The sequence below is a fragment of the Microcoleus sp. A2-C3 genome (assembly GCF_036706065.1).
Classification (GTDB): Bacteria; Cyanobacteriota; Cyanobacteriia; order Cyanobacteriales; family Microcoleaceae; genus Microcoleus.
The window spans coordinates 1-20,732 of sequence record NZ_JAUBVX010000023.1 but is presented as its reverse complement, the minus strand read 5'-3'; the positions used below and the strand labels follow the sequence as shown (position 1 = coordinate 20,732).

Below are 20,732 nucleotides of genomic sequence, written 5' to 3'. Positions count from 1 at the left end.
TAAGTGTAGATCTATCCTCAGACTTGCATCAAGAAGATTCGTACATCTGCCGGTGTCGAGCTAAAAGCTGGAGATATTTCTCGTTAGTTTTGGCCAGCATCCATTTCTCTTGAAAAATGGCGGCCGATTCTGCTTTCACCGGATCTGCTTCTAGCGGTAAAATATCTTTTCTAGCTGCGGTTTGCTCTGCAACAGACTCCATTTTCTGAGGGTTGTGCTTGTATTTTCTACCGCTTTTGTGGTTGGCGTAGCGGCGCGATCGAGTATACCCCATTTGCAAGAACTTGCGCGCCATGTCCGCTCCCACAAAATTTTCGCGATCGAGATACTCTAAAAATAACGAGTAAATTTTGCTGCTGGACTCCCTGGCAATTTCAGGAGTCTTAAATCTCCAGAAAGGTAGAATTTCTCCTTTGTAGGGTTCCACCAACAGCACTCCCTGTTCTCCTTTCCCCACGCAATAAAGTTCTGGATGCTGTCGAAAGTCGATGCTCTTAAAATCCGCATGGTAGTCGAACTGCTTCATGGGGCGTTTTTTGTCGTATCTGGGATTATAGAAGCCCGTGGTTTACTTTCGTCTGGTTTGGTATAAACCCAGGCCCAAGCAATCAAAACGGCTTGAAAAGGCAGCCTGAACCAATACACTAATGGGTTGTCGGGAATCCCTTCTATGGGTATGCTGTTGACGGCTTGATTGATATTAGCCGGAAACACGGCAATAAATAAGGCAATTAATCCCCACGCGGCCGCTCTGCTAACTGGCGGAACTAACAGCCCAATCCCGCCCAAAATCTCGAAAAAACCGCTGATATAGACCAATGCTTCCGGGTAAGGAAGCTGGGGCGGCATGATTCTGATAAAAGGTGCGGGCACTGCAAAGTGCAGCACGCCTACGGTACTGATAGCTACTGCGAGGATGACTCGCCAAATTTCTTTTTGAGCTTTCATGGGAAATCGGTAATTAATAATTGTTAACTTGCTGCGAAAACGCTTGCCAAAATTCGCGATATGCGATCGCAATGACAAGAAAACTGATGAACAAAAGTTCACGACTTCCGGGTTTTTCTAGTCTTCCAGTGGCTGTAAGGATATTTTGGATAACAACCAGGTTTTTGGGTAAGTCGGAGACAAGCTTTTCGGGCCCGAAACTTGAGGAAGCGGGGCTCGAATCGAAGGCCTCCAGGTGATTGCCGACAACAGATAGCGCGTGTTTTGATAGGACGATTTTAATGTCTAGTTGCCTGCTGCTGCCTCTGTCTTCGGGTAGTAAAATTGACGTTGGTTCGGGTTCGGGTTCACTGAGTGCGCCAAACCAGGAGGGGATTTTCTCGATCGACAAATCCGCAGTAGCTTAACATTACATAAATTCTTTAGTTCGCGATCGGACTCGCTTGGTCAGAAACCGGGTTTTGAACCCAAATATTTGGTTCAAATCCTGAAACTCCCGAAAAAACCCGGTTTCTTTAGTCCCCTAGCGTTATTCCTATTTTTGAGGGCATTGATGAGTGCGATTGCTGCTAAATTTGACACCAGTTTCAACACTGAAGGCAATTGTAGCCTCGCGCTCAAAACCCTTATTTGATACGTCATTCCCAAATCTCAAATCTCAAATTGTATGACTTGCAGGCGATCGCACCTTAATTTGATTTATTAATGTGAGGGATTTGTCAAGGACTTTTAGAATTATTTAATATTTAAGTTTTGAGAATTATTTGGTAGAGGCAATTGGGGAACGCTCTCTAATGAAAATTACCGTTTAAATTTTGTGTTCTGTCAACTTCCCAGAGATGTTAGAATGGGTCAAGTGAACGAAATTGCTAAAAAGTCGTAAAGCGTAGCTATCCCGTAGGGAATTGCCCGATCAACTAGCAAATCTTCCTGCTTAAATTAAAAATTGTCACTCAAGGGCAGGAACTTTTTAGCCACCACATGATTCAAAAAGATTGAGCCTCCCAGCGCTGTGTCATTTTTATTTACACGCAAGCAATCACCGACGACCATGAACACCTTAACCAACACCTCTAAATTTCGCCTAAACCGGATGCTGCGGCAATCGCTGTTCGCAGGCATTATTTCCGCAGCAGCTTTGGCTAGCGGATGGGCCCCTGACTTGTACGCACAATCCCCAAGCCTTGTTTTCGGAGCGGCCGCCCAAGCTCAAGAGATTAGCAACACCGAAATTACTAGCTATGCTCGCTCTGTATTGGGAATAGAACCCGGACGGCTGGAAACTATTAAGGAAATCAAAGGAATGACTGGAGGCTCGGTTCCTAGAATAGTCTGTAACGAAACTCAGGGAATTAACAGCCTATCTGGAGGTATGCGTGGCGTGGCGGTGAATTATTGCCAACAAGCTAAAAAAATTATCGAAACCAATGGTTTGACAGTGAGTCGCTTCAACCAGCTCACTTTGCTCCAGCAAGCGAATCCGGCAGTTAAACAGCGAATTCAAGCTGAGCTGCTGCGGCTGCAACAAGCGGGCAATCAATAAAATCGATGCGTTTGAGTCTTTCTTCCTCTCCCGTTCTATTGTTTGAGTTACTGGACGGTATGCAATCATTTTTGAAAAAATGACGATCGCCTGTAATAAATTGCTTGACAAAACGAGCAAAACATGGTATGCAAGGACGGGAGCGGTTCAGAGAGATCACAATTTTGTAACTCGCTGTCGATCGCAATTAGAGTTAAAAAAGATATTCCTCAAAAACTAGATGTGAAGTGAATTCCTTTGAGGAATAGAATAGACAAATGCTAACTTTCACAAAACATTTGCCTGGAAATCCCGATGCTGTTGTCAACTTTAGTTTACCGATGACAGCGGACGATCGCACTCGCAGCCGCCACCAATTCGAGACAGAAGGTGGCGAAAAACTGCACCTGAGTTTGCCCAGAGGTACGGTATTGCGCGATCGAGATTTATTGCAGTCGGAAGACGGTAGCTGCTTGGTATTGGTGACAGCAAAACCTGAATCGGTGCTGACGGTACGCGCTTCAAGTCCACTGCTACTGATGCGGGCTGCGTATCATTTAGGCAACCGCCACGTAGCTTTAGAAGTTACTGATAATTATTTAAGGTTTTCTCCCGATGCTGTTTTGCAGGGAATGCTGGAAAAAATGGGTTTGGAGGTAATAGCAGAAGTTGTGCCATTTCAGCCAGAAACTGGGGCTTACGGACACAACCATTAGGAATTGGGAATGGGGAATTGGGCATTGGGAATGGGGAATGGGGAATTGGGCATTGAAACCAACAAATAACAAATAACAAATAACAACAGTGAACAGTGAACAGTCAACAGTCAACAGTGAACAATCAACTTTTATGTTTGTTGCAGTTAGCTTTTGCACCTGTGGGAGCTTATAGTTATTCTGAGGGAATTGAGAGTCTGGTAGAAGCGGGTGCGATCGACAGCGAGATTAGTTTGAGGAATTGGTTAGAAAATTCGCTGAAATTCGGGGCGGTGCGAGTAGAAGCTGCTGTGGCGATACGGGCTTTGAGGGCTGCCCAGATTGGGGATTTGAGGGCTTTGAGTTATTGGAATGCTTGGGCGACTGCTGCTAAGGAAAGTGAAGAGTTGCGCTTGCAAAGTTGGCAAATGGGACGGACTTTGACCCGGTTATTGCTGGATTTGCGTGAAGCGAAGCTATCCCGCAGGGAATCGCCCGTTGTTTCTGGATTAACAACAATTGTAAAAGATTTGGTGGAAGTTGGCGGCAATCCGTGCAATTTTGCGATCGGCTTTGGGATAGCGGCGGCCTGTTGGCAGATTGAAGAGGAAGCGGCCGTGGTAGGATATTTGTATAGTTGGGCTGCAAATTTGGCGGGTGCGGGCGTGAAATTGATTCCCCTCGGTCAAACTGCGGGCCAGCAGTTGTTGTTAGATTTACAGTTTCAAATTAACTCTACGGCGCGAGAAGTTTTACAATTAGAAGATGATGATCTTGCTAGTTGTAGTTGGGGATTGGGACTGGCTAGCATGGCGCACGAAACTCAGTACACTCGGTTGTTTCGGAGTTGAAAATTGGAAGGAAGAAGGAAGAAGCAAGAAGCAAGAAGCAAGAAGCAAGAAGGAAGAAGGAAGAAAAAGAAACTATGCCCAATGCCCGATGCCCGATGCCCAATTACCAAAATAATTATGAGTGCTTTTCGTGTAGGAATTGCTGGCCCGGTTGGTTCGGGGAAAACTGCTTTGCTTGATGCTTTGTGTAAGGCGCTGCGACAGCAGTACCAGATTGCTGTGGTGACTAATGATATCTATACTCAGGAAGATGCACAGTTTTTGGTTCGGAGTCAAGCTTTGGAGAGCGATCGCATTTTGGGCGTAGAAACTGGCGGCTGTCCCCACACAGCCATCCGCGAAGATGCTTCGATCAACTTGGTAGCGATAGAAGAGTTAGAACACAAATTCACTGATTTAGATTTAGTCTTTGTCGAAAGCGGCGGCGACAATTTGGCGGCGACTTTTAGCCCGGAATTGGTGGATTTGACAATTTATGTAATCGATGTGGCTGCGGGTGATAAAATTCCGCGCAAGGGCGGGCCGGGAATTACTAAATCGGATTTGTTAGTGATTAATAAAATAGACCTCGCGCCGTTTGTGGGAGCAGATTTGGGTGTGATGGAACGGGATGCTAAAAAGATGCGCGGGGAGAAACCTTTTGTTTTTACTAATTTGAAGACGAAGGATGGTTTAGCGTCGGTGGTTGATTTTGTGAAGCTGAATGTCGCCTAGGGCGATCGAATCTAGTATGATGGAAATCAGCCGTTTAATGATAACCAAGTAAGTTATGCTGAGTTGTGATGATGCAGCCAAATACTTTTTGGCTCAGGTAAGTGAAGATGCTGGCGATCTGATATCTAATCTCAAACTTCAGAAATTGCTTTACTATGCTCAAGGGTTTCATTTAGCTTTGTACGATGAACCGCTATTTCCTGAAGCGATAGAAGCATGGACTCACGGGCCGGTTGTTCCTGATTTATACCGTCACTATAAAAAGTATGGTGCTGGTGCAATTCCATGTCCTGAAGATATAGACTTTTCGATTTATGACGAAAAAACTAAGAGCCTACTTGATGAAGTTTACTCCGTGTTTGGGCAGTTTGCTGCATGGAAGTTACGCAACATGACGCAAGAAGAATATCCCTGGAAACTTGCCGCTCAAAATAGCGGTACAATTACTCATCAATCGCTTCAGGAATACTTCAAGACTCAACTCAATTTTGAAGAAGCAGTTTAAGGCAAATCAGCGCCAAGAAAAAAGAACCAAGATTTCAGCTAGGGAAACTGTTGATTTAGGGCCAGAGCAGCAGTCGCCTTTATTTTCTTTGCGATACATGAATAAAGATTACTCTCTTTCTCAATGTACAAAAGATGAAAAGGCAGCTTTTGCAGATACGCTCTACAAGTTAAGTCAGCTTACCTGAAGCCAGATTAATGCTTCTGGCCGTCACGGCTCTGGCTATGAGAAGATTGCTAAAAGTTCCATTAGAGTGGCTATTCCTAGCCATCTTAAGGATGATGTAAATTTTATTGCTTTTCGGTTTTGCGGGATGGCTCCGATGGTTGGTTATCGAGATGGGGCTGTGCTTTATATTATTTGGCTGGATAGAGACTTTACGCTTTACCCTCATTAAAAAATGTCTCGTTAAATTAGTAGCGATGTCAAATTTTTACTACCGACTTAACAATTCCCTGACTAAATTTGCCAAACGTTCCGCACTGTCTGTCACCGCTAAGTGAGCAGCAGCTTGAGACATTTTGGCCAAATATTCGGAATCTTTTAACAAATACAGCACTTTGCTTTGCAATACCTCTGCTGTGAGTTCGCTTTGACGGAATACTGCGGCGGCTCCTGATGCGGCAAATACTTCGGCATTAAATCTTTGGTGGTCGTCTGCGGCGTAAGGAAAAGGAATTAAAATAGAAGGTACTCCGGTAACAGCTAATTCTGTCAGAGCACTAGCGCCCGATCGACTAATTGCGATATTTGCTCGCTGCAACAAACTCGCCACATTGTCGTAAAATGGCATTGACAAATATTGCTCGTGCTTCAAACTCTCAGCATCTGGGTCATTATTTCCGGTGAGGTGAATTACCCAAGCACCAGCCTCAAACCAAGCCGGAGCACACTCGCGCACTAACTGATTGACTGCGACAGCGCCTTGAGAGCCGCCCATGACTAAAATTACAGGTACGCTGTCAGGAATTGGTAACTTTAGAGGTTGAGGGGCGAGGAATTGCGATCGCACCGGCGTACCAGCAACCACGGTTTTCGCGCGGGGTAAATGCTTCGCTGCTGCTGCAAATCCGATCGCCACAGCAGTGCAAAAAGGACTAAACCACCGCGTCACCTTCCCAGGAATTGCGTTAGATTCGTGGAGAATCACCGGCAAACCCAAAGAGCGAGCCGCCAAAATTGCCGGTGCTGCGATGTAACCGCCTGTAGTAAACACTCCCTGAAAATTTCCTTCTTTGAGCAACTTTCGCACCTGAAGGATCGAGCCGATCAGTCCGCCCAAAATGCGCGCTGTACCGAGTCCAAATCGCTGCTGAAAGCCTTCGACGGCGATCGTGTGGAGGGGGTAAAGTGATGAAACTAACTGCGTTTCCATGCGGTCTGGGACTCCCAGCCATTCGATGTGACAGTCGGCCAACTCGGCGGCGGTGGCGATCGCTGGAAATAAATGTCCTCCGGTACCGCTAGCTGCAACCAACAACCGCAGGGGGGCTTTTGTCAAGGTATTTGTCTCTTTTACAAGTTCCACAGGTCGATCGATTTTAGATTAGAGGTTTTAGACTATTATGCTTATTATTCCGGCAGTTTCAGCCAATTTTCAATCAGCCATCTAAAATTAGATTGTGCCGTGTCCCTCCTTCCGTTGTCAGTTTTCGTTGCAGGCGAACAATTGCCCGCGCCGCGACCCCTGACAAATAACCAAAGTATCATCTAATGCGTAATTTGTTGAATTTAGTGCCAAGTGTATCTCAGTATTTTTGCAGCCGTCGGGACGAAAAAGCCGATCGCCCGATCGTATTTGGTTTTAACGGCGGCCAGTCGATCGCTCAAATGTTGTTATGTTTAACAGTGGTAAGTGCTGGCGTGCTGCATCCGAGTGCTGTCAGGGCGATCGCAGCGACTCCCCAGGCGATCGTCGCCCAAACCCCAGCCAATGCCCCAGCCCCACTCACGAAACTGCTAACAGAAATTGACGCAGCAGCCAACCGGCGCGATATCAAAGCAGTAATGGCATTTTACAGCCAGAATTTTACTCATTCTGACGGATTAAACAGCCAAAGCATGGAAAAAGCTCTGATCCAACTCTGGCAGCGATATCCGAATTTGAATTACCGCACCGAACTCAAATCTTGGAAAACCGAAGGTAGCGCGATTATCGCTGAAACCATAACTACAATTGCCGGCACTCAGAAGCAGGATGGTAGAGAATTAAATCTCAAAGCTACCATCCGTTCTCAGCAGCGCTTTGAGGGTGAAAAAATAGTTAAACAAGAGATTTTAGCAGAACAAAATCAGATCAGTTCTGGTAAAAATCCTCCAACAATTCAATTGAATGTGCCGGAGCAAGTGAAGGTGGGCGAAGAGTACCATTTTGATGCCATTGTTCTAGAGCCGATCGGCAATGACATTTTAATCGGAACTATTTTGGAGGAACCAGTTAACGAAAAAACATTTTTCAAATCCGCAGAACTCGATCTAGATTTGCTGAATTCCGGGGGAATTTTTAAAGTAGGTAAAGCTCCGGCTACTCCTGAAAATCGCTGGATTTCAGCAGTTTTGATGCGACAAGGCGGAATTGCAATGGTTAGTGTGCGATTGCGGGTTGTCAAATAATAAAATAGGTGTTATGGGCATGGGGCATGGGGCATGGGGCATGGGGCATGGGGCATGGGGCATGGGGCATGGGGCATGGGGAATTGGGAATTGGGAACAACAGTCAACTAACAACTGACAACAGTCAACTAACAACTGACAACAGTCAACTAACAACTGACAGCAGCCAACAGTCAACAGCCAACAGTCAACTGACAACTGACAAAAAATGATTTCTATCCAAAATCAAATTGTTTTCATTACGGGTGCGAGTAGCGGTATTGGAGCAGCCTGCGCCAAGATATTCGCGAAAGGTGGAGCCAAACTAATTTTAGCAGCCCGCCGTCTGGAAAAGCTCGATCGACTGGCAAGCGAACTTGTAGAGGCAAAATTGGTCGCATCGGCGAACGATATTTATTTGCTAGAATTGGACGTGCGCGATCGCCCGCAAGTCGAATCAGCGATAATTGCGCTCCCCGATGCCTGGAAAAACATCGATATTCTGATTAACAATGCCGGATTGAGCCGCGGTTTAGACAAACTGCACGAAGGCAACTTTCAAGATTGGGAAGAAATGATTGATACCAATGTGAAAGGCTTGCTTTACATGACTCGCTACATCGTACCGGGAATGGTCAGCCGAGGCCGCGGCCACGTAGTGAATATCGGCTCAATAGCAGGCCGCCAAGCTTATCCGAAAGGTAGTGTTTATTGCGCTTCCAAAGCAGCGGTGAGAGCGATTTCTGAAGGGTTGAAACAAGACCTTTTGGGAACAGCGGTGCGGGTGACGGAAATAGAACCGGGTTTGGTGGAAACAGAATTTAGCAATGTCCGGTTTCACGGCGATTCAGACAAGGCGAAGAATGTCTATCAAGGACTTACACCTTTGACGGCGGATGATGTAGCCGATGTAGTATATTTTTGCGCCACGCGATCGCCCCACGTCAATATTAGCGAAGTCTTGCTAGTTCCGACAGACCAAGCTACCGCAACTCTGGTTCATCGAAAAGAGTTTTGAGTTTTCAGCGGTAAGTTTCCGGATGGCGATGGAATTCTCAGGAAGCTTAATTGGTAGATGCACCCTGATTAATTAACTCCCGACCAATTTTGGCCGGGTTTTTTTTTGAGCGATCGCACATCCAGCCATAAATTCCCGCAAATTTTCCGAAACTGTCCCGAAAGAGGTGGGGTGCTACCGGAGACTAAATTAGTAGATGCACCCTGATTAATTAACTCCCGACCAATTTTGGCCGGGTTTTTTTTGAGTGATCGCACATCCAGCCATAAATTCCCGAAATTTTCCGAAACTGTCCCGAAAGAGGTGCGGTGGTATCGGAGACTAAATTAGTAGATGCACCCTGATTAATTAACTCCCGACCAATTTTGGCCGGGTTTTTTTTGTGTTAAGGCTGATGCTGAACAAATTTGAGGTGAGTTTCCGGATTCCGCTGGAATTCTCAGGAAGCTTAGTTGGTAGATGCACCCTGATTAATTAACTCCCGACCAATTTTGGCCGGGTTTTTTTTTGTCGATCGCACCGCCAAAAATTATCGCAAATTCTGCCAAACTTTCCTGAATGAGGTGCTGTCTGGCCGGACATTAAATTAGTAGATGCACCCTGATTAATAAACCCCAGCCAATGAAGGCCGGGGTTTTTTTTGATCGAAAGCTGGATTAGTCGATCGAGCTACAAGACTTCAAAGGACTGCACCTCAAGCACCGGGCCGATCATCGCAAAAGTCATCACATCCTTGCGGACTATACCTTTGACACTGACTTTTAAACCATCTTTTTTCAAATCAGAAGGAGCATCCTTAAGTTCATAAGTTTCTCCATCTTCGCCAACCAAAGCCCAGGTACCAGGGCCTAATCCTTGGCGTTCAATTTTGCCTTTGACAGTAATACTCATGCTGACTGCGCCTCTGTTTTAAGTGCCAAATGTGCCAATCCAAAACACAACAAAGCATTGACAATCAAGAATGTTTGTGCTACTAAACCAGTTCCCAATCCCCAGACTGCGGGAGAGATCACAGCATTCACAGCTAAACAGCTAGCAAAGCCGATCGACATTGCGATCGCAATCCACTTCCACTGTTGATGTCCCAACAGCAAAACAATCAAAATCCCCGGAATCAAAACACTAGCAAACAAGGGATTCAGCATACTGCTACCGTTAATTGCACCGCCGAGTTCGGGAATAGAACTGCCCATGATTCTCATCGGCCACTGTGGCAAGTCAAATACAAACAAGTTGCGGAGGAAAAAGAACCCAGAACTTCCAGCCATCAAGCCGCCGGAAAAGCCCCAAGTCCACTGGAACGGAAAATAATTCCGCATAATGAAAGCCAGCAGGTAAGAACCGAGCACCATTGCAATTTTTGGCAACAGGGCGACTGCACCGCCGTCGATCCAGAAGCGAGGGTTGAGATAGCCGTTATCGCGCACCCAGCGGAAGAAATCGCGGAAGTTGATTTGTCCGCGCTGGGCTAGCTGAACTGCTGCGCCTGCGTCTAGGTGTCCCGAACCAAAATGGTTTAAGGGGTCTTCTGTGACATTTCGCGAGGACTGCAAGAGTATGCTGCGAATTTCGTCTGGTTCTGTGACGCCCGATGCTTTGATAAGTGCTGCAACGCCTGCCACGTGGGGAGCCGCCATGCTTGTGCCTTGGTAGCCTTCAAAGATTTCGGCGCCGGTTTCTGGGTCGATCGTACTTTGGAGAATTTTGCCCAGTTCAGAACCACCGGGGGCAGAAATGTCAACACCCGCGCCGAAATTAGAATAATCGGCTTTTTCTTCGTTGGGGCCGAGGGCGGAAACGCCGATGACGTGGGGATAGCGGGCGGGATAGGATGCCGAACTGTCGCCGGAGTTACCGGCGGCTGCGATGATCACAACGCCTTTAGAGTGGGCGTAGTCGATCGCCTCTGCCATTAATTGACTTTCGCCACCGCCGCCTAAACTCATGTTGATGACATCTGCACCGTTGTCTGCTGCAAATTTAATTGCTTCAGCAATGTCGGAAACTGTACCGCCGCCGCTGCCGCTTAATACTTTCAGCGGCATTAAAGCTGCTTCGTAAGCGATGCCTGCGACGCCGTAGTTGTTGTTAGTTGATTGGGCGACTGTACCCGCAACGTGAGTACCGTGGCCGTTGTCATCGTAGGCTTCGGCGCGATCGTTTACAAAGTCGTAGCCCGGTACAAATTTGGTTTCTTTTAAGTCGGCGACGGGAGTAATGCCGGTATCAATTACCGCTACTGTTGTGCCGCTGCCTTTTGTTTCGTTCCAAGCCGATTCTACGTTGATGCTGCGGAGATTCCACTGCTTGGCATACATGGGGTCGTTGGGAATCTCGTAAGCGCTGTAAATGTAGTTCGGTTCAATGTATTCGGTATCTTTAGCCAACTTTGATTTTCTCAGGGCGTTTAGCAAAGTGCGATCGCCCTTGACAACATATACATTATCCTCTTTAGAAAACTCACTGTTGAGTTGGGGTGCGATTTTGTACTGCTGGGCGAGTTCTTCTACTCGTTTTGCAATATCAGGATTACCGATATCTTCGCGGAAATCCAGCACAATCGAGTCGTAAGTGCCTTGAGTAGCAAGTCCTGGGAAATTAGAAATCGCCCAGCCGAGCCCGATTAAAAATAAGCACAGAAGGAAAAACTTTTTCATTGCCGATCGTCCGTTTAGGGAAGGCTTGTTCACCAGAATAACCGAATTTTCATCGCGATCGCCAGTTTTCTGGGTTGTGGCTCAGGTCAAACTCGCGGGCGGGCGTTTGGTATGTGGTGGCGGTGGCTGCCCGTGCGATCGTAAATTGGTGTAATTTCTAGTTTAAATTGCCGAGCAAGTTTGCAGAGTTCAATCAATTGTATCATTAAACCAGATGGCAAACAAAACTTGGAGTATTTTCAACAAGGATATTGCATGGAAAGAGGTTTAATGTGGCTGCCACTGCTGGCAATTTTTATCGGGATGGCTTGGGCTGGATGGAACGAGTATCAAAAACTGGAAGCTTATCGCGTCTGGGCGGAACAATTCGCTAAGGCAAAGTACGATATTTATGCTGTACTCGGTCAGCAAGAAGATAGTTTAACTTGGGGAAAGCCTACTCGCAGCGGGCCTGTGAATTTGCAAACTTTTTCTTTGAAAAATGTACAGTCGCTGCGGTTGTTAGTCAACTCTCAGCCAGTTGATTTAGAGTCGCCACCGAATTCTGGAAGTGCGATCGTGCTAGAGTTTTTGTTGAAAGATGCTGCGGCGGTGCAGGTTCCTTTTACCGAAATTCCTCTAGCGACTAAATGGGCAAAGTATTTGCAGCAGGAATTGCAGCGCTTCCTCTGAAATCATCCAATCAGCACAACTTCTGAATCATTTTGTTTTGACTAATGACTGATGACTGATGACTAATTACCAGAAAGAATTGGTTTAAAGCCGGAACCCTTGTAGAGAGAAATTAAAATCAGACTATTCATTACTCCAATCCTCTTCCTTCCAGGTAGAGGTAACAGTCAACAGTCAACAGTCAACAGTCAACAGTCAACAGTCAACAGTCAACTGAATTACCAGTCTTCGCTACCCAACCTGCGGCCCGCTAAAGCCCGCACTTGCTCGTCTGCATCCGTAACTGCGAGCGATCGCACCAGCGGCAAAGTTTCCGCATTTTCGGGATAATGTTCGACAATTGCTTCGAGTGCTGTAAACCGGGGATTGTAAGCAAAAGAACCTGTGCGATTGCAGGGATCAGTAAGAGCTCTCTGGCGCAAAAACTCAAACATTCCCGGTTCGTCCTTCCATCCCCGGATTAACTCTACCAGGGCGATCGCCCGCACCTGCGAATCTTCATCTTGGGCGGCCCTAATTTTCAGCCATTCAAAAGTTTGAGGCTCATTTGTCCGCCCCCGCGCTAACTTTTGCAAAGCGATTTGTCTGAGGGCCGGACTCTCATCGCCCTCTGCTTTAGCCTCCAGAATCCGCAAAGTTTCAGCACCCGAAGGCCAGTTGCGAGCGAGTTCCTGCACCGCCACTTCCCGCACCTCCTCATCTCCAGCATCAAGCTGAATTTTCAACCAAGCCAAGGTTTCCGGCTCTTCTGGCCATCCCCGCGCTATCTCTCGCACCAGCACGCTCAGCAAGTGAGCATCCCGTTCCGACTCCGCCAGTTGTTTGAAAAAAGGCAGCGTCTCGCCCCGATGCCGCCAGCCTCTTGCTATCTGTTCCACCGCAGTTTCTCGGACGTTGATGTGTCTGTCTGATTCAGCCAGATTTTTCAACCACTCAAAGACTTCGAGACTGGCTGATGGTAAAGTGGCTGCGGCTACAACTACCACTTGCCGCACAGTCCAATAATCGTCTGAGGCAGCAATTTTTTGCAGCAGGGGCAATGTATCGGGGCTGTCGGGCCAACCTGCGGCAATCTGTTGCAGGGCTATTTCGCGCAGTTCGGCGTCGCGATCGCCCGTAGCTATATTTCGCAAAAAAGCCAGAGTTGCCGGATTAGATGGCCAGCCAGAGGCAATTCCTTGGACTGCTGCCTGCCGGACGGTGGAACTCTGGTCGGACTCGGCGAGACTTCTCAGCAGCGGGTAAATGTCTGGTTCGCCCGGCCCCTTTCGTGAGGCCAATTCTTCGATCGCTGCTGTACGCACTTCTTCGCTGCTGTCAGATGTGGCTAGGGTTTTCAGCAGTAAGCAAACCTCAGCATCGGCGGGCCAGCCTGCTGCCAATTCCCGCACCGCTACTGTTCGCAGGGTAGAACTTCCTGTGTGGGCAAGGTTTTTGAGCTGGGAGGCCGTGCCTAAAACGCTGTGCCAACCTCTAGCTATTTCTTGCCACGCTACGACTCGCACTCCCAAATTTTCGTCGGATTCGGCAGCGGTTCTCAGCAGCAGCAAGGTATCTGTGCGATCGCGCCAATTAGATGCCAACTGTTCCAGTGCACAGGTGCGGACTGCCGGACTGCGATCGGACTGAGCCAGGGCCGCCAGCAGTGGCAAAGTATCGCTGTTAGAGGGCCAACCAGAAGCCATTTCTCGGATGGCGGCCGATCGCACTGCCCAGTTTTGATCGAATTTGGCGAGGTTTTTGAGCATCAGGTAAATTTCAGGCTCGTCGGGCCAACCGCGGGCTATGGCTTTGACTGCTGTGGCCCGGACTTCGCCACTGTCGCTGGAGTGTGCCAGTATTTTCAGCCAGGGCAGCGTTTGCGGGTCGTTTTTCCAAGTTTGGGCGATCGCGGCGATCGATCGATAGCGAATTTGATAAGTTTCCTGCAATTCTTCAGCGCTTTGATAAAGAATTAGGAAAACCGTGCCGTATTGCGATAGCTTTTTTAAAGCGTTTAACAGTTTTTTTTCTGTGGTTTCATTGATGCCATTTTTGACTTTTGACAGGCATTTAGCTGCTAAAAATAAATTAATAAACTTTTCTTGTTGACCGTTTTGAGTTGTCAAATATTCTATAATTTCGCTCGCTGTTTCTTGGTCGAGCTTGGCTGCAATTTCTCGGAGGAATTCGTGCAAAGATTCGTCTCGCCAGTGCTGGCCGAAAACTTGTGTTTTGAGTTGCGCCCCAGTCAATTGATCTGTTTTGAGTTGTGCGTCGATTAACTCTGCCACTGTCTGGGGATTATTTTCGGAAACAAGTTTTTTTAACAACATACTGATATCCTACCCCCTAAAGTTTGTTTCCATTGAAAATCCGAAAGAAGACGCTCGCGGTTGAAACGGCTTCTACACACACAACACCTACTCGCCTGCGGGTTGAAGACCGAGTGGTTGAAATACGTTATCCTCTCTCAGTCCGCTTGGCATGGACATCGTTTGACAAAAAGCGGTTTCAACCGTTGTCTGCATCTCTATTTTATACCAAAACTACTGGCTCGATCGCCCCCAATGCAAAATCCGCCAGCACCGAATCGGAATGTTAGGTGTTGGCGGATGGATCTCGAATAATTGGGGCGTTGAATCTAGGTAACAGCTACTTGGACGCGATCGCCTGCCACCCGAACCCTAAAAGTCGGAATTGTTACTGTTTCATCGTCCAAACACTGCCCAGTAGCCAAGCTAAAATTCTGCTTGTAAATCGGAGAAGCAACTTTCAGAGTGCCACTGCGATCGCCCACAAGTCCCCGCGACAACACAAAAGCCTTACTAAACGGGTCGTAATTGCTCAAACCATAAACTTCATCCCCATTTCCCACTCGAAAAACTGCCACCTGTTGGCCGGCAACTAAAGCACAAACACCTGTATTCGGGGCGATCGCATCCAGGGAACATACATCTACCCAAGTTGTCACAGTTTCGGTAACTTGTAATGATTGAACCATTTTTTTTCCTGTTAATTAAATACAATTTTGAGGAGGCTCTGCCTCCGGGAATTCATTCCCAGCCAGAGCCTGGGAAAGAGATTTTCTTCAGTCCCTCGCTCGCTCGGACATCGTTTGTGTAGGGGCGGTTTCAACCGCCGACTCTAATCGGGGATTTTACTATTCCGAAACTCCAACCAGAGCCTTTTCATGCTCATAAGCAGGGCGAGTTTGTCCCCGTTCCTCAACACGAACAATACTCGGATCTGGCAAATCGGAATTCACAAAATGCTGGAATCGTTGCACCTTTTGCGGGTCTTCAATCGTCGTTTTCCACTCGCATTGATAAGTATTAACCAAATGTTCCATCTGCGCTTCTAGCTCAGCACAAATGCCCAGAGAATCCTCAATTATCACCTGTTTCAGGTATTCAATCCCGCCCTCAAGCTTATTAAACCATGTAGCAGTACGTTCCAGGCGATCGGCCGTGCGAATATAGAAGATTAAAAAGCGATCGACATACTTAATCAAAGTTTCCTGATCAATATCAGCCGCCAACAAAACCGCGTGCTGCGGCTTCATCCCGCCATTGCCGCACACATACAAATTCCAACCATTCTCAGTCGCAATAATTCCAAAATCCTTGCTTTGAGCTTCCGCGCATTCGCGAGTGCAGCCAGAAACAGCAGACTTGAATTTGTGAGGAGCTCGCAAACCGCGATATCGCAATTCAACCTTGATCGCCAAACTCGTCGAATCCTGCACCCCAAAGCGGCACCAAGTGCTGCCAACACAAGATTTTACAGTCCGCAAAGCCTTGCCATAAGCGTGTCCCGACTCAAATCCCGCATCGATCAACCTGCGCCAAATTAGGGGCAACTGATCCACACGCGCCCCAAACAAATCGATCCGTTGCGCCCCAGTAATCTTAGTATAAAGCCCAAAATCCTTAGCAACTTCTCCCAAAACAATCAACTTATCCGGCGTAATTTCTCCACCCGGTACACGCGGCACCACCGAATAAGTACCGTCGCGTTGAATGTTTGCCAAATAGTAATCATTCGTATCTTGCAAACCGACATGAGACTTCTCTAAAATATGGTCATTCCAGGTAGAAGCCAGCATCGAAGCAACAGCAGGCTTGCAAATTTCGCAGCCCTTACCTTTCCCGTGTCTTTCCATCAACTCCTCAAAGCTTTTAAGCTCTTGAGAGCGCACCAAATGGTACAATTCTTGACGGGAATACTCAAAATGTTCGCAGAGGTGATTCTTGACTGCAAACCCGGCTTTCTTCATCTGGGACTTAAAGATATCCGTCACCAAAGGCACGCAGCCGCCGCAACCAGTACCAGCTTGAGTGCATTTCTTGACGCTGGCAACATCAGTTAAATTGCGATCGCGAATCGCCTCACAAATCTGCCCCTTGCTGACATTATTACAAGAACAAATTTGAGCCGAATCAGGCAAACTCTCCACACCAAAACCCGCAGGTGATCCCCCTTCGCGCGGCGGCATCAACAAATCTTCAGGATGTGGCGGGAGAGCAATTTCATTTTGCATGAATTGCAGCAAAGTGCCGTAAGCAGAAGCATCTCCGACGAGAATTCCGCCTAAAATCCGGCTACCGTCTTGATTTAAAACTAATTTTTTGTAAATGCCTTGGAAAGTGTCAGCAACCACAATTTCTTTAGCATCAGGAGACTTGGCAAAAGCATCACCAAAACTCGCAACATCCACGCCCAAAAGTTTAAGTTTCGAGGACATATCCGCACCAGTAAAAGTGCTAGTGCCGTCATCCGCTGCACTGCCCAAAATATCGGCGGCGACGCTGGCCATTGTGTACCCAGGCGCGACTAAACCGTAGATGCGATTTTGATAAAGTGCACATTCGCCGATCGCATAAATATCAGAATCAGAAGTTTGGCAGCTATCATTAATCACAATACCACCACGTTCTCCTACTTCTATCCCAGAAGTTCTAGCAATTTCATCGCGCGGGCGAATACCAGCAGAAAACACAATCATATCCGTTGCCAATTCCGAACCATCAGCAAACAGCATCTTAGTAACTTTGCCATTTTCGCTGACAATTTCCGTTGTAGATTTGCTGGTGTGAACCGAAACCCCCAACTCTTCGATTTTGCTGCGAAGAATCGCGCCACCAACCTCATCAACTTGTACAGGCATCAGCCGCGACGAAAACTCAACTACATGAGTTTTCAATCCCATATTTTGCAGAGCATTCGCGCATTCTAAACCCAACAAACCGCCACCGATTACTACACCAATTTGGCAATTTTTAGCATGATCTGACATCGCCTCCAAGTCATCAATTGTCCGGTAAACAAAAGTTCCCGTAGCATCTTTGCCTTTGATGGGTGGCACAAATGGATAGGAACCTGTGGCGATTACAATTTTGTCGTAGGGAACCTCTAAACCATTGGCAGAAGTGACTGTTTTTTGTTCCCGATTGATAGCGACTGCTTTGTCGCCGATATGAATTTCAATGCCATTTTCTTGATAAAATCCTGGTGCAACTAGAGATAAATCTCCCGCTGTTTTGCCAGAGAAAAATCCGCTGAGGTTTACGCGATCGTAAGCAACGCGCGCTTCTTCACAAAAAGTAATTAAATTCCAGTCTTTGGCAGCATCCGAGCTTACCATTAACTCTAGGAACTTGTGACCTACCATGCCATTGCCGATTACAATCAGGTTTTTTTTGGCTGTCATTAGAATCTCTTTTATCTCATTTATCAGTCCTTGGCTTTATTAATAGAAGACTTTTTTGTAAATTTTTGTATGTATGGATACAAAAAATTAATTTTTATGCAATTCTTGAATGATTGCGATCGCATTTTTGCATGATGTCTGCTGACAGTGGACAGTGGACAGTTGATAGTTAACAGCGCCGGAGATTGTTCGCTAAATATCCACTGTCCAGTGTCAATCGTCAATTGTCCACTGTCAACTGTTATTGAGTTTTTGTTTGGTTGTTTTGATGATGCTGGTTAGTAGTTTTAGGAGTTATTTTAGGTCGTTTAAGATTGATTCGCTTTCTTTTGGAGTGAGATAATCGGTTTCTCGAAGTAGCAATATCCAGTATTCTGTTTCGTTGGCTTCTTTGAGGGCAATAGCTAGTTTATGAATAAAATCGGCTTTGCTTTCGGCTTGTTCGGCTTCTCTAACTAATGCACCGATAGCTGTTCCAGATCGTAGTAGTTGTTTCGACAATACATATTCTTTTTTATTGATAGACAAGTATTTATATAGGTTAACCGTTCGGAGGGCAAAGGCAAAAGATTTATTTTTTAGTGGTGAGTTATCAGTCATTGACAGTTGATAATTGATAGTTGATAGCACCAGATATTGTTCCCTAAATATCCATTATCCACTGTCAACTGTCAACTGTCAATGACTGATAACTGTCAACTGTCAACTGTCAACTGTCAACTGTCAACTGTCAACTGTCAACTGTCAACTGTTTAAGCTCCCATACCCGAATACTGCTTTAAACCCTGCCGCCACAGCCAGCGATTCCACACAAAAAACAGCGCACCCCAACCCAGCATCACCAACAAACCGCGGCCAATATCTACGGGTAATCCTATCAAAATTGAAGCTGGGAAATGAATTAAATAAGGAAACGGAGTCCACAAAACTACTTCGCGCACGGGTGCGGGAAACACTTCTAGTGGCGCAATAAGTCCCGATAAAAACAGGTAAATCAAAAACCAGAATTGTTCGATCGCACTTGCGCGCTCGATCCAAAAAGCAAACAGCGCAAAGGTATACTGGATCAGGAACCGCAAGCAAAAAGCCAAGACGAGAACCAACACAAACAACAAAAACCTGCCCAAACTCGGCAGCCAAAAAGCCTGCGGGTAAAGTGCAAAAAATAGCAGCACCAATCCGAATACAAAAGGCACCCTTGCAAACCTTTCGGAAACATGAGACGCGAAGTGATGCCATACTGGATCTAAAGGCTGCAACAACTTATTAGATAAAGTCCCTTGCACTACCTGTTTTTCAAACTCCCAAATCACCCATACAACATTTGTTTGTCTGACGATAAAAGCTGCTAAAAAGTAACGGGCAAAGTCGATCGAATTCAGCCCAAATTGCCCATTTTGAGCCGCTTGCATCCACACGCCCATCAAGATAAACGGCAAAGCTCCCGACAGAACCCATAAAAGCAATTCCGCCCGGTATTCGACCATATAAGCGTAGTAGGTAATCAGCAAAGTTTTAGCAATTCTGATGATTTTTTTCATAGAGCGTATCAAATCATGTAAATTTATACTTATATCGTGCACATTGAATTCCCGGCGATCGAATTCTGTCGATGGGTGGGGGCGGGTTTATTTATATTCTGGATGTGAATTACAGATTGTTTGTGAACCCGCCCCTACAAGAATTGTGGTTAATTTTATTCACCAAAGCGCTCGCATTAATTACACTTTTCCGGTGCGAAAAACTCGACCGATAACCTCTTCAATTGGCGGATCAGTAACAGTCAAATCTATTACTTCTAACTCCGCCAACATCTTCGAGACGCTCCCTGTTAGCTCCTCTCTTTTTACCAAAAACCGCACTGAATCACCTTCAATTGATTCTACCTCGCCGTAACCAAAAGCGCTATCTTTTGCCAGCGGATTAGCTAATTTTACTTGAACTTCCCGATAAGGTACAAACCTGTCGAGCAATCCGTCCAAACTGCCATCATAAATTAATTGCCCTTCATGGATTAACAAAACGCGCTTGCACAAAGCAGTAATGTCAGCCATGTAGTGACTTGTCAAAAGCACCGTTGCTTGATAGCGTTCGTTATATTCTCGCAGAAATTGCCTGACACTAAACTGTGCGTTGATATCCAAACCTAAAGTCGGTTCATCTAAAAATAATACCTCCGGGTGGTGCAGTAGCGCCGCCATTAATTCAGCTTTCATGCGTTCCCCCAAAGACAGCTTTCGTACCGCCTGATTTAACTTGCCTTCTAGTGACAGCATTTCTGTCAATTCTCCGATTCGCTGCCGATAATCTGCATCGGGAATGCCGTAGACTGCGGCATTGATTCGCAGAGAGTCGAGCACGGGTAAATCCCAAATTAACTGCTGTTTCTGCCCCATGACTAGGGTGATTCTTTGCAGAAAATCTGCTTCGCGGCGGAAAGGAGTGCGATCGCACACACTGACAGTACCACCAGACGGATAAATCAAACCAGTCAGCATTTTCAGCGTCGTTGTTTTTCCCGCACCGTTAGCGCCCAGAAACCCCACCACTTCCCCAGGTTCAATACTGAAAGAAACGCCCTCAACTGCTTTGATATTGCGGTAAGTGCGCTTAAAAAAGTGCTGCATAGTTCCTTTCAGTCCCGGTTCCTTAATCGCTACGGGATAAACCTTACTTAAGTCTTTAACTAAGATAATTGGCATTGGCTTAACTTTTAACTTTTATTTTAATCTGCGATTTTGCGATCGGCTTGTGCCAAGATGGAGATAATTGTAAGATATCCACGATCGCAGGGCTATTTCATTCTAAACAGATCTTTGAGTATGCTACAACTAAAGCCAGCGAGACGTTGAGCTTGAGCCATGTT

At 46.5% G+C, this 20,732-nt stretch carries 23 protein-coding genes; 10 read left to right on the top strand and 13 right to left on the bottom strand.

Annotated elements, in window-relative coordinates; genetic code table 11:
* Positions 1 to 28: 28 nt before the first annotated feature.
* Genes QUB66_RS14450 through QUB66_RS14440 form a run of 3 tightly spaced genes read right to left on the bottom strand, consistent with a single transcriptional unit; the run spans position 29 to position 1,339 of the window.
* Positions 29 to 526: a DUF4385 domain-containing protein gene (locus QUB66_RS14450; protein WP_332968375.1), complete on the bottom strand. Its 498-nt coding sequence runs from the start codon at positions 524 to 526 to the stop codon at positions 29 to 31.
* On the bottom strand, positions 523 to 948 hold the full coding sequence (locus QUB66_RS14445) for a DoxX family protein (protein ID WP_265237874.1): 426 nt from the start codon (positions 946 to 948) through the stop codon (positions 523 to 525). Before QUB66_RS14445 ends, QUB66_RS14450 begins: the two co-directional genes overlap by 4 nt.
* A 13-nt stretch (positions 949 to 961) precedes the next feature.
* Positions 962 to 1,339, bottom strand: a complete 378-nt coding sequence (locus QUB66_RS14440) for a hypothetical protein (protein WP_332968376.1) — start codon at positions 1,337 to 1,339, stop codon at positions 962 to 964.
* 660 nt (positions 1,340 to 1,999) lie between these two features.
* Here QUB66_RS14440 and QUB66_RS14435 point away from each other — a divergent pair.
* From QUB66_RS14435 to QUB66_RS14410, 6 genes are all read left to right on the top strand, one after another.
* A complete protein-coding gene (locus tag QUB66_RS14435; RefSeq protein ID WP_332968378.1) occupies positions 2,000 to 2,491 on the top strand; it encodes a DUF4168 domain-containing protein in 492 nt (163 codons plus the stop codon).
* A 257-nt stretch (positions 2,492 to 2,748) separates the two neighbouring features.
* Complete coding sequence (ureE, locus tag QUB66_RS14430; RefSeq protein WP_332968380.1) at positions 2,749 to 3,186, top strand: urease accessory protein UreE; 438 nt, start codon at positions 2,749 to 2,751, stop codon at positions 3,184 to 3,186.
* A 116-nt stretch (positions 3,187 to 3,302) separates the two neighbouring features.
* On the top strand, positions 3,303 to 4,016 hold the full coding sequence (locus QUB66_RS14425) for an urease accessory protein UreF (RefSeq protein WP_332968381.1): 714 nt from the start codon (positions 3,303 to 3,305) through the stop codon (positions 4,014 to 4,016).
* 117 nt (positions 4,017 to 4,133) lie between these two features.
* Positions 4,134 to 4,730: an urease accessory protein UreG gene (gene ureG / locus QUB66_RS14420; RefSeq protein ID WP_194008569.1), complete on the top strand. Its 597-nt coding sequence runs from the start codon at positions 4,134 to 4,136 to the stop codon at positions 4,728 to 4,730.
* Positions 4,731 to 4,785: 55 nt separating this feature from the next.
* Positions 4,786 to 5,235 carry a Panacea domain-containing protein gene (locus QUB66_RS14415; RefSeq protein WP_332968383.1) on the top strand — a complete coding sequence of 150 codons (450 nt, stop codon included), beginning with the start codon at positions 4,786 to 4,788 and terminating at the stop codon, positions 5,233 to 5,235.
* Positions 5,219 to 5,422 (top strand): hypothetical protein, encoded by a 204-nt coding sequence (locus QUB66_RS14410; RefSeq protein WP_332968385.1) that lies wholly within the window; start codon positions 5,219 to 5,221, stop codon positions 5,420 to 5,422. The genes QUB66_RS14415 and QUB66_RS14410 overlap by 17 nt, the downstream gene beginning before the upstream one ends.
* A gap of 249 nt (positions 5,423 to 5,671) precedes the next feature.
* Here QUB66_RS14410 and murG read toward each other — a convergent pair whose 3' ends face one another.
* Complete coding sequence (gene murG / locus QUB66_RS14405; RefSeq protein WP_332968386.1) at positions 5,672 to 6,736, bottom strand: undecaprenyldiphospho-muramoylpentapeptide beta-N-acetylglucosaminyltransferase; 1,065 nt, start codon at positions 6,734 to 6,736, stop codon at positions 5,672 to 5,674.
* A gap of 212 nt (positions 6,737 to 6,948) precedes the next feature.
* On the opposite strand from murG, the gene QUB66_RS14400 reads away from it, so the two are divergent.
* The gene (locus tag QUB66_RS14400; protein ID WP_265237883.1) at positions 6,949 to 7,848 is read left to right on the top strand and encodes a nuclear transport factor 2 family protein; all 900 of its coding nucleotides are present in this window, start codon (positions 6,949 to 6,951) and stop codon (positions 7,846 to 7,848) included.
* Between the two features lie 208 nt (positions 7,849 to 8,056).
* The gene (locus tag QUB66_RS14395) at positions 8,057 to 8,845 is read left to right on the top strand and encodes an SDR family oxidoreductase (protein ID WP_265239014.1); all 789 of its coding nucleotides are present in this window, start codon (positions 8,057 to 8,059) and stop codon (positions 8,843 to 8,845) included.
* Between the two features lie 68 nt (positions 8,846 to 8,913).
* Here QUB66_RS14395 and QUB66_RS14390 read toward each other — a convergent pair whose 3' ends face one another.
* The 3 genes from QUB66_RS14390 to QUB66_RS14380 all read right to left on the bottom strand — a co-directional run bounded on the left by QUB66_RS14390 (position 8,914) and on the right by QUB66_RS14380 (position 11,502).
* Positions 8,914 to 9,102, bottom strand: a complete 189-nt coding sequence (locus QUB66_RS14390) for a hypothetical protein (RefSeq protein WP_332968387.1) — start codon at positions 9,100 to 9,102, stop codon at positions 8,914 to 8,916.
* A gap of 412 nt (positions 9,103 to 9,514) precedes the next feature.
* Positions 9,515 to 9,736 carry a hypothetical protein gene (locus QUB66_RS14385; protein WP_265239012.1) on the bottom strand — a complete coding sequence of 74 codons (222 nt, stop codon included), beginning with the start codon at positions 9,734 to 9,736 and terminating at the stop codon, positions 9,515 to 9,517.
* Complete coding sequence (locus tag QUB66_RS14380; protein ID WP_332968388.1) at positions 9,733 to 11,502, bottom strand: S8 family peptidase; 1,770 nt, start codon at positions 11,500 to 11,502, stop codon at positions 9,733 to 9,735. The genes QUB66_RS14385 and QUB66_RS14380 overlap by 4 nt, the downstream gene beginning before the upstream one ends.
* 255 nt (positions 11,503 to 11,757) lie before the next feature.
* Between QUB66_RS14380 and QUB66_RS14375 the strand changes: the two genes are divergently transcribed.
* Positions 11,758 to 12,174: a hypothetical protein gene (locus QUB66_RS14375; protein ID WP_265239009.1), complete on the top strand. Its 417-nt coding sequence runs from the start codon at positions 11,758 to 11,760 to the stop codon at positions 12,172 to 12,174.
* 218 nt (positions 12,175 to 12,392) lie between these two features.
* Here QUB66_RS14375 and QUB66_RS14370 read toward each other — a convergent pair whose 3' ends face one another.
* The gene (locus QUB66_RS14370; protein WP_332968390.1) at positions 12,393 to 14,489 is read right to left on the bottom strand and encodes a HEAT repeat domain-containing protein; all 2,097 of its coding nucleotides are present in this window, start codon (positions 14,487 to 14,489) and stop codon (positions 12,393 to 12,395) included.
* A gap of 113 nt (positions 14,490 to 14,602) precedes the next feature.
* On the opposite strand from QUB66_RS14370, the gene QUB66_RS14365 reads away from it, so the two are divergent.
* Positions 14,603 to 14,758: a hypothetical protein gene (locus tag QUB66_RS14365; protein ID WP_332968392.1), complete on the top strand. Its 156-nt coding sequence runs from the start codon at positions 14,603 to 14,605 to the stop codon at positions 14,756 to 14,758.
* A 39-nt stretch (positions 14,759 to 14,797) separates the two neighbouring features.
* Here the strand turns inward: QUB66_RS14365 and nirD are convergent, their stop codons facing one another.
* The 5 genes from nirD to QUB66_RS14340 form a co-directional block, all read right to left on the bottom strand.
* Entirely contained in the window at positions 14,798 to 15,157 is a 360-nt protein-coding gene (gene nirD / locus QUB66_RS14360; protein ID WP_265239007.1) for a nitrite reductase small subunit NirD, read from the bottom strand.
* Between the two features lie 159 nt (positions 15,158 to 15,316).
* Entirely contained in the window at positions 15,317 to 17,866 is a 2,550-nt protein-coding gene (nirB, locus tag QUB66_RS14355) for a nitrite reductase large subunit NirB (RefSeq protein WP_332968394.1), read from the bottom strand.
* Positions 17,867 to 18,160: 294 nt separating this feature from the next.
* A complete protein-coding gene (locus tag QUB66_RS14350; protein WP_265239005.1) occupies positions 18,161 to 18,466 on the bottom strand; it encodes a four helix bundle protein in 306 nt (101 codons plus the stop codon).
* A gap of 152 nt (positions 18,467 to 18,618) precedes the next feature.
* Positions 18,619 to 19,407: an ABC transporter permease gene (locus QUB66_RS14345; protein WP_265239004.1), complete on the bottom strand. Its 789-nt coding sequence runs from the start codon at positions 19,405 to 19,407 to the stop codon at positions 18,619 to 18,621.
* 180 nt (positions 19,408 to 19,587) lie between these two features.
* Positions 19,588 to 20,568, bottom strand: a complete 981-nt coding sequence (locus tag QUB66_RS14340) for an ABC transporter ATP-binding protein (protein ID WP_332968395.1) — start codon at positions 20,566 to 20,568, stop codon at positions 19,588 to 19,590.
* Positions 20,569 to 20,732: the final 164 nt, after the last annotated feature.

Excerpts from the sequence above, each read along its gene's own strand:
- QUB66_RS14450 (WP_332968375.1), bottom strand. The coding sequence starts at position 526 with ATGAAGCAGTTCGACTACCATGCGGATTTTAAGAGCATCGACTTTCGA.
- QUB66_RS14445 (WP_265237874.1), bottom strand. The coding sequence starts at position 948 with ATGAAAGCTCAAAAAGAAATTTGGCGAGTCATCCTCGCAGTAGCTATC.
- QUB66_RS14435 (WP_332968378.1), top strand. The coding sequence starts at position 2,000 with ATGAACACCTTAACCAACACCTCTAAATTTCGCCTAAACCGGATGCTG.
- ureE (WP_332968380.1), top strand. The coding sequence starts at position 2,749 with ATGCTAACTTTCACAAAACATTTGCCTGGAAATCCCGATGCTGTTGTC.
- ureG (WP_194008569.1), top strand. The coding sequence starts at position 4,134 with ATGAGTGCTTTTCGTGTAGGAATTGCTGGCCCGGTTGGTTCGGGGAAA.
- QUB66_RS14415 (WP_332968383.1), top strand. The coding sequence starts at position 4,786 with ATGCTGAGTTGTGATGATGCAGCCAAATACTTTTTGGCTCAGGTAAGT.
- QUB66_RS14400 (WP_265237883.1), top strand. The coding sequence starts at position 6,949 with ATGCGTAATTTGTTGAATTTAGTGCCAAGTGTATCTCAGTATTTTTGC.
- QUB66_RS14395 (WP_265239014.1), top strand. The coding sequence starts at position 8,057 with ATGATTTCTATCCAAAATCAAATTGTTTTCATTACGGGTGCGAGTAGC.
- QUB66_RS14385 (WP_265239012.1), bottom strand. The coding sequence starts at position 9,736 with ATGAGTATTACTGTCAAAGGCAAAATTGAACGCCAAGGATTAGGCCCT.
- QUB66_RS14380 (WP_332968388.1), bottom strand. The coding sequence starts at position 11,502 with ATGAAAAAGTTTTTCCTTCTGTGCTTATTTTTAATCGGGCTCGGCTGG.
- QUB66_RS14375 (WP_265239009.1), top strand. The coding sequence starts at position 11,758 with ATGGAAAGAGGTTTAATGTGGCTGCCACTGCTGGCAATTTTTATCGGG.
- QUB66_RS14370 (WP_332968390.1), bottom strand. The coding sequence starts at position 14,489 with ATGTTGTTAAAAAAACTTGTTTCCGAAAATAATCCCCAGACAGTGGCA.
- nirD (WP_265239007.1), bottom strand. The coding sequence starts at position 15,157 with ATGGTTCAATCATTACAAGTTACCGAAACTGTGACAACTTGGGTAGAT.
- nirB (WP_332968394.1), bottom strand. The coding sequence starts at position 17,866 with ATGACAGCCAAAAAAAACCTGATTGTAATCGGCAATGGCATGGTAGGT.
- QUB66_RS14350 (WP_265239005.1), bottom strand. The coding sequence starts at position 18,466 with ATGACTGATAACTCACCACTAAAAAATAAATCTTTTGCCTTTGCCCTC.
- QUB66_RS14345 (WP_265239004.1), bottom strand. The coding sequence starts at position 19,407 with ATGAAAAAAATCATCAGAATTGCTAAAACTTTGCTGATTACCTACTAC.
- QUB66_RS14340 (WP_332968395.1), bottom strand. The coding sequence starts at position 20,568 with ATGCCAATTATCTTAGTTAAAGACTTAAGTAAGGTTTATCCCGTAGCG.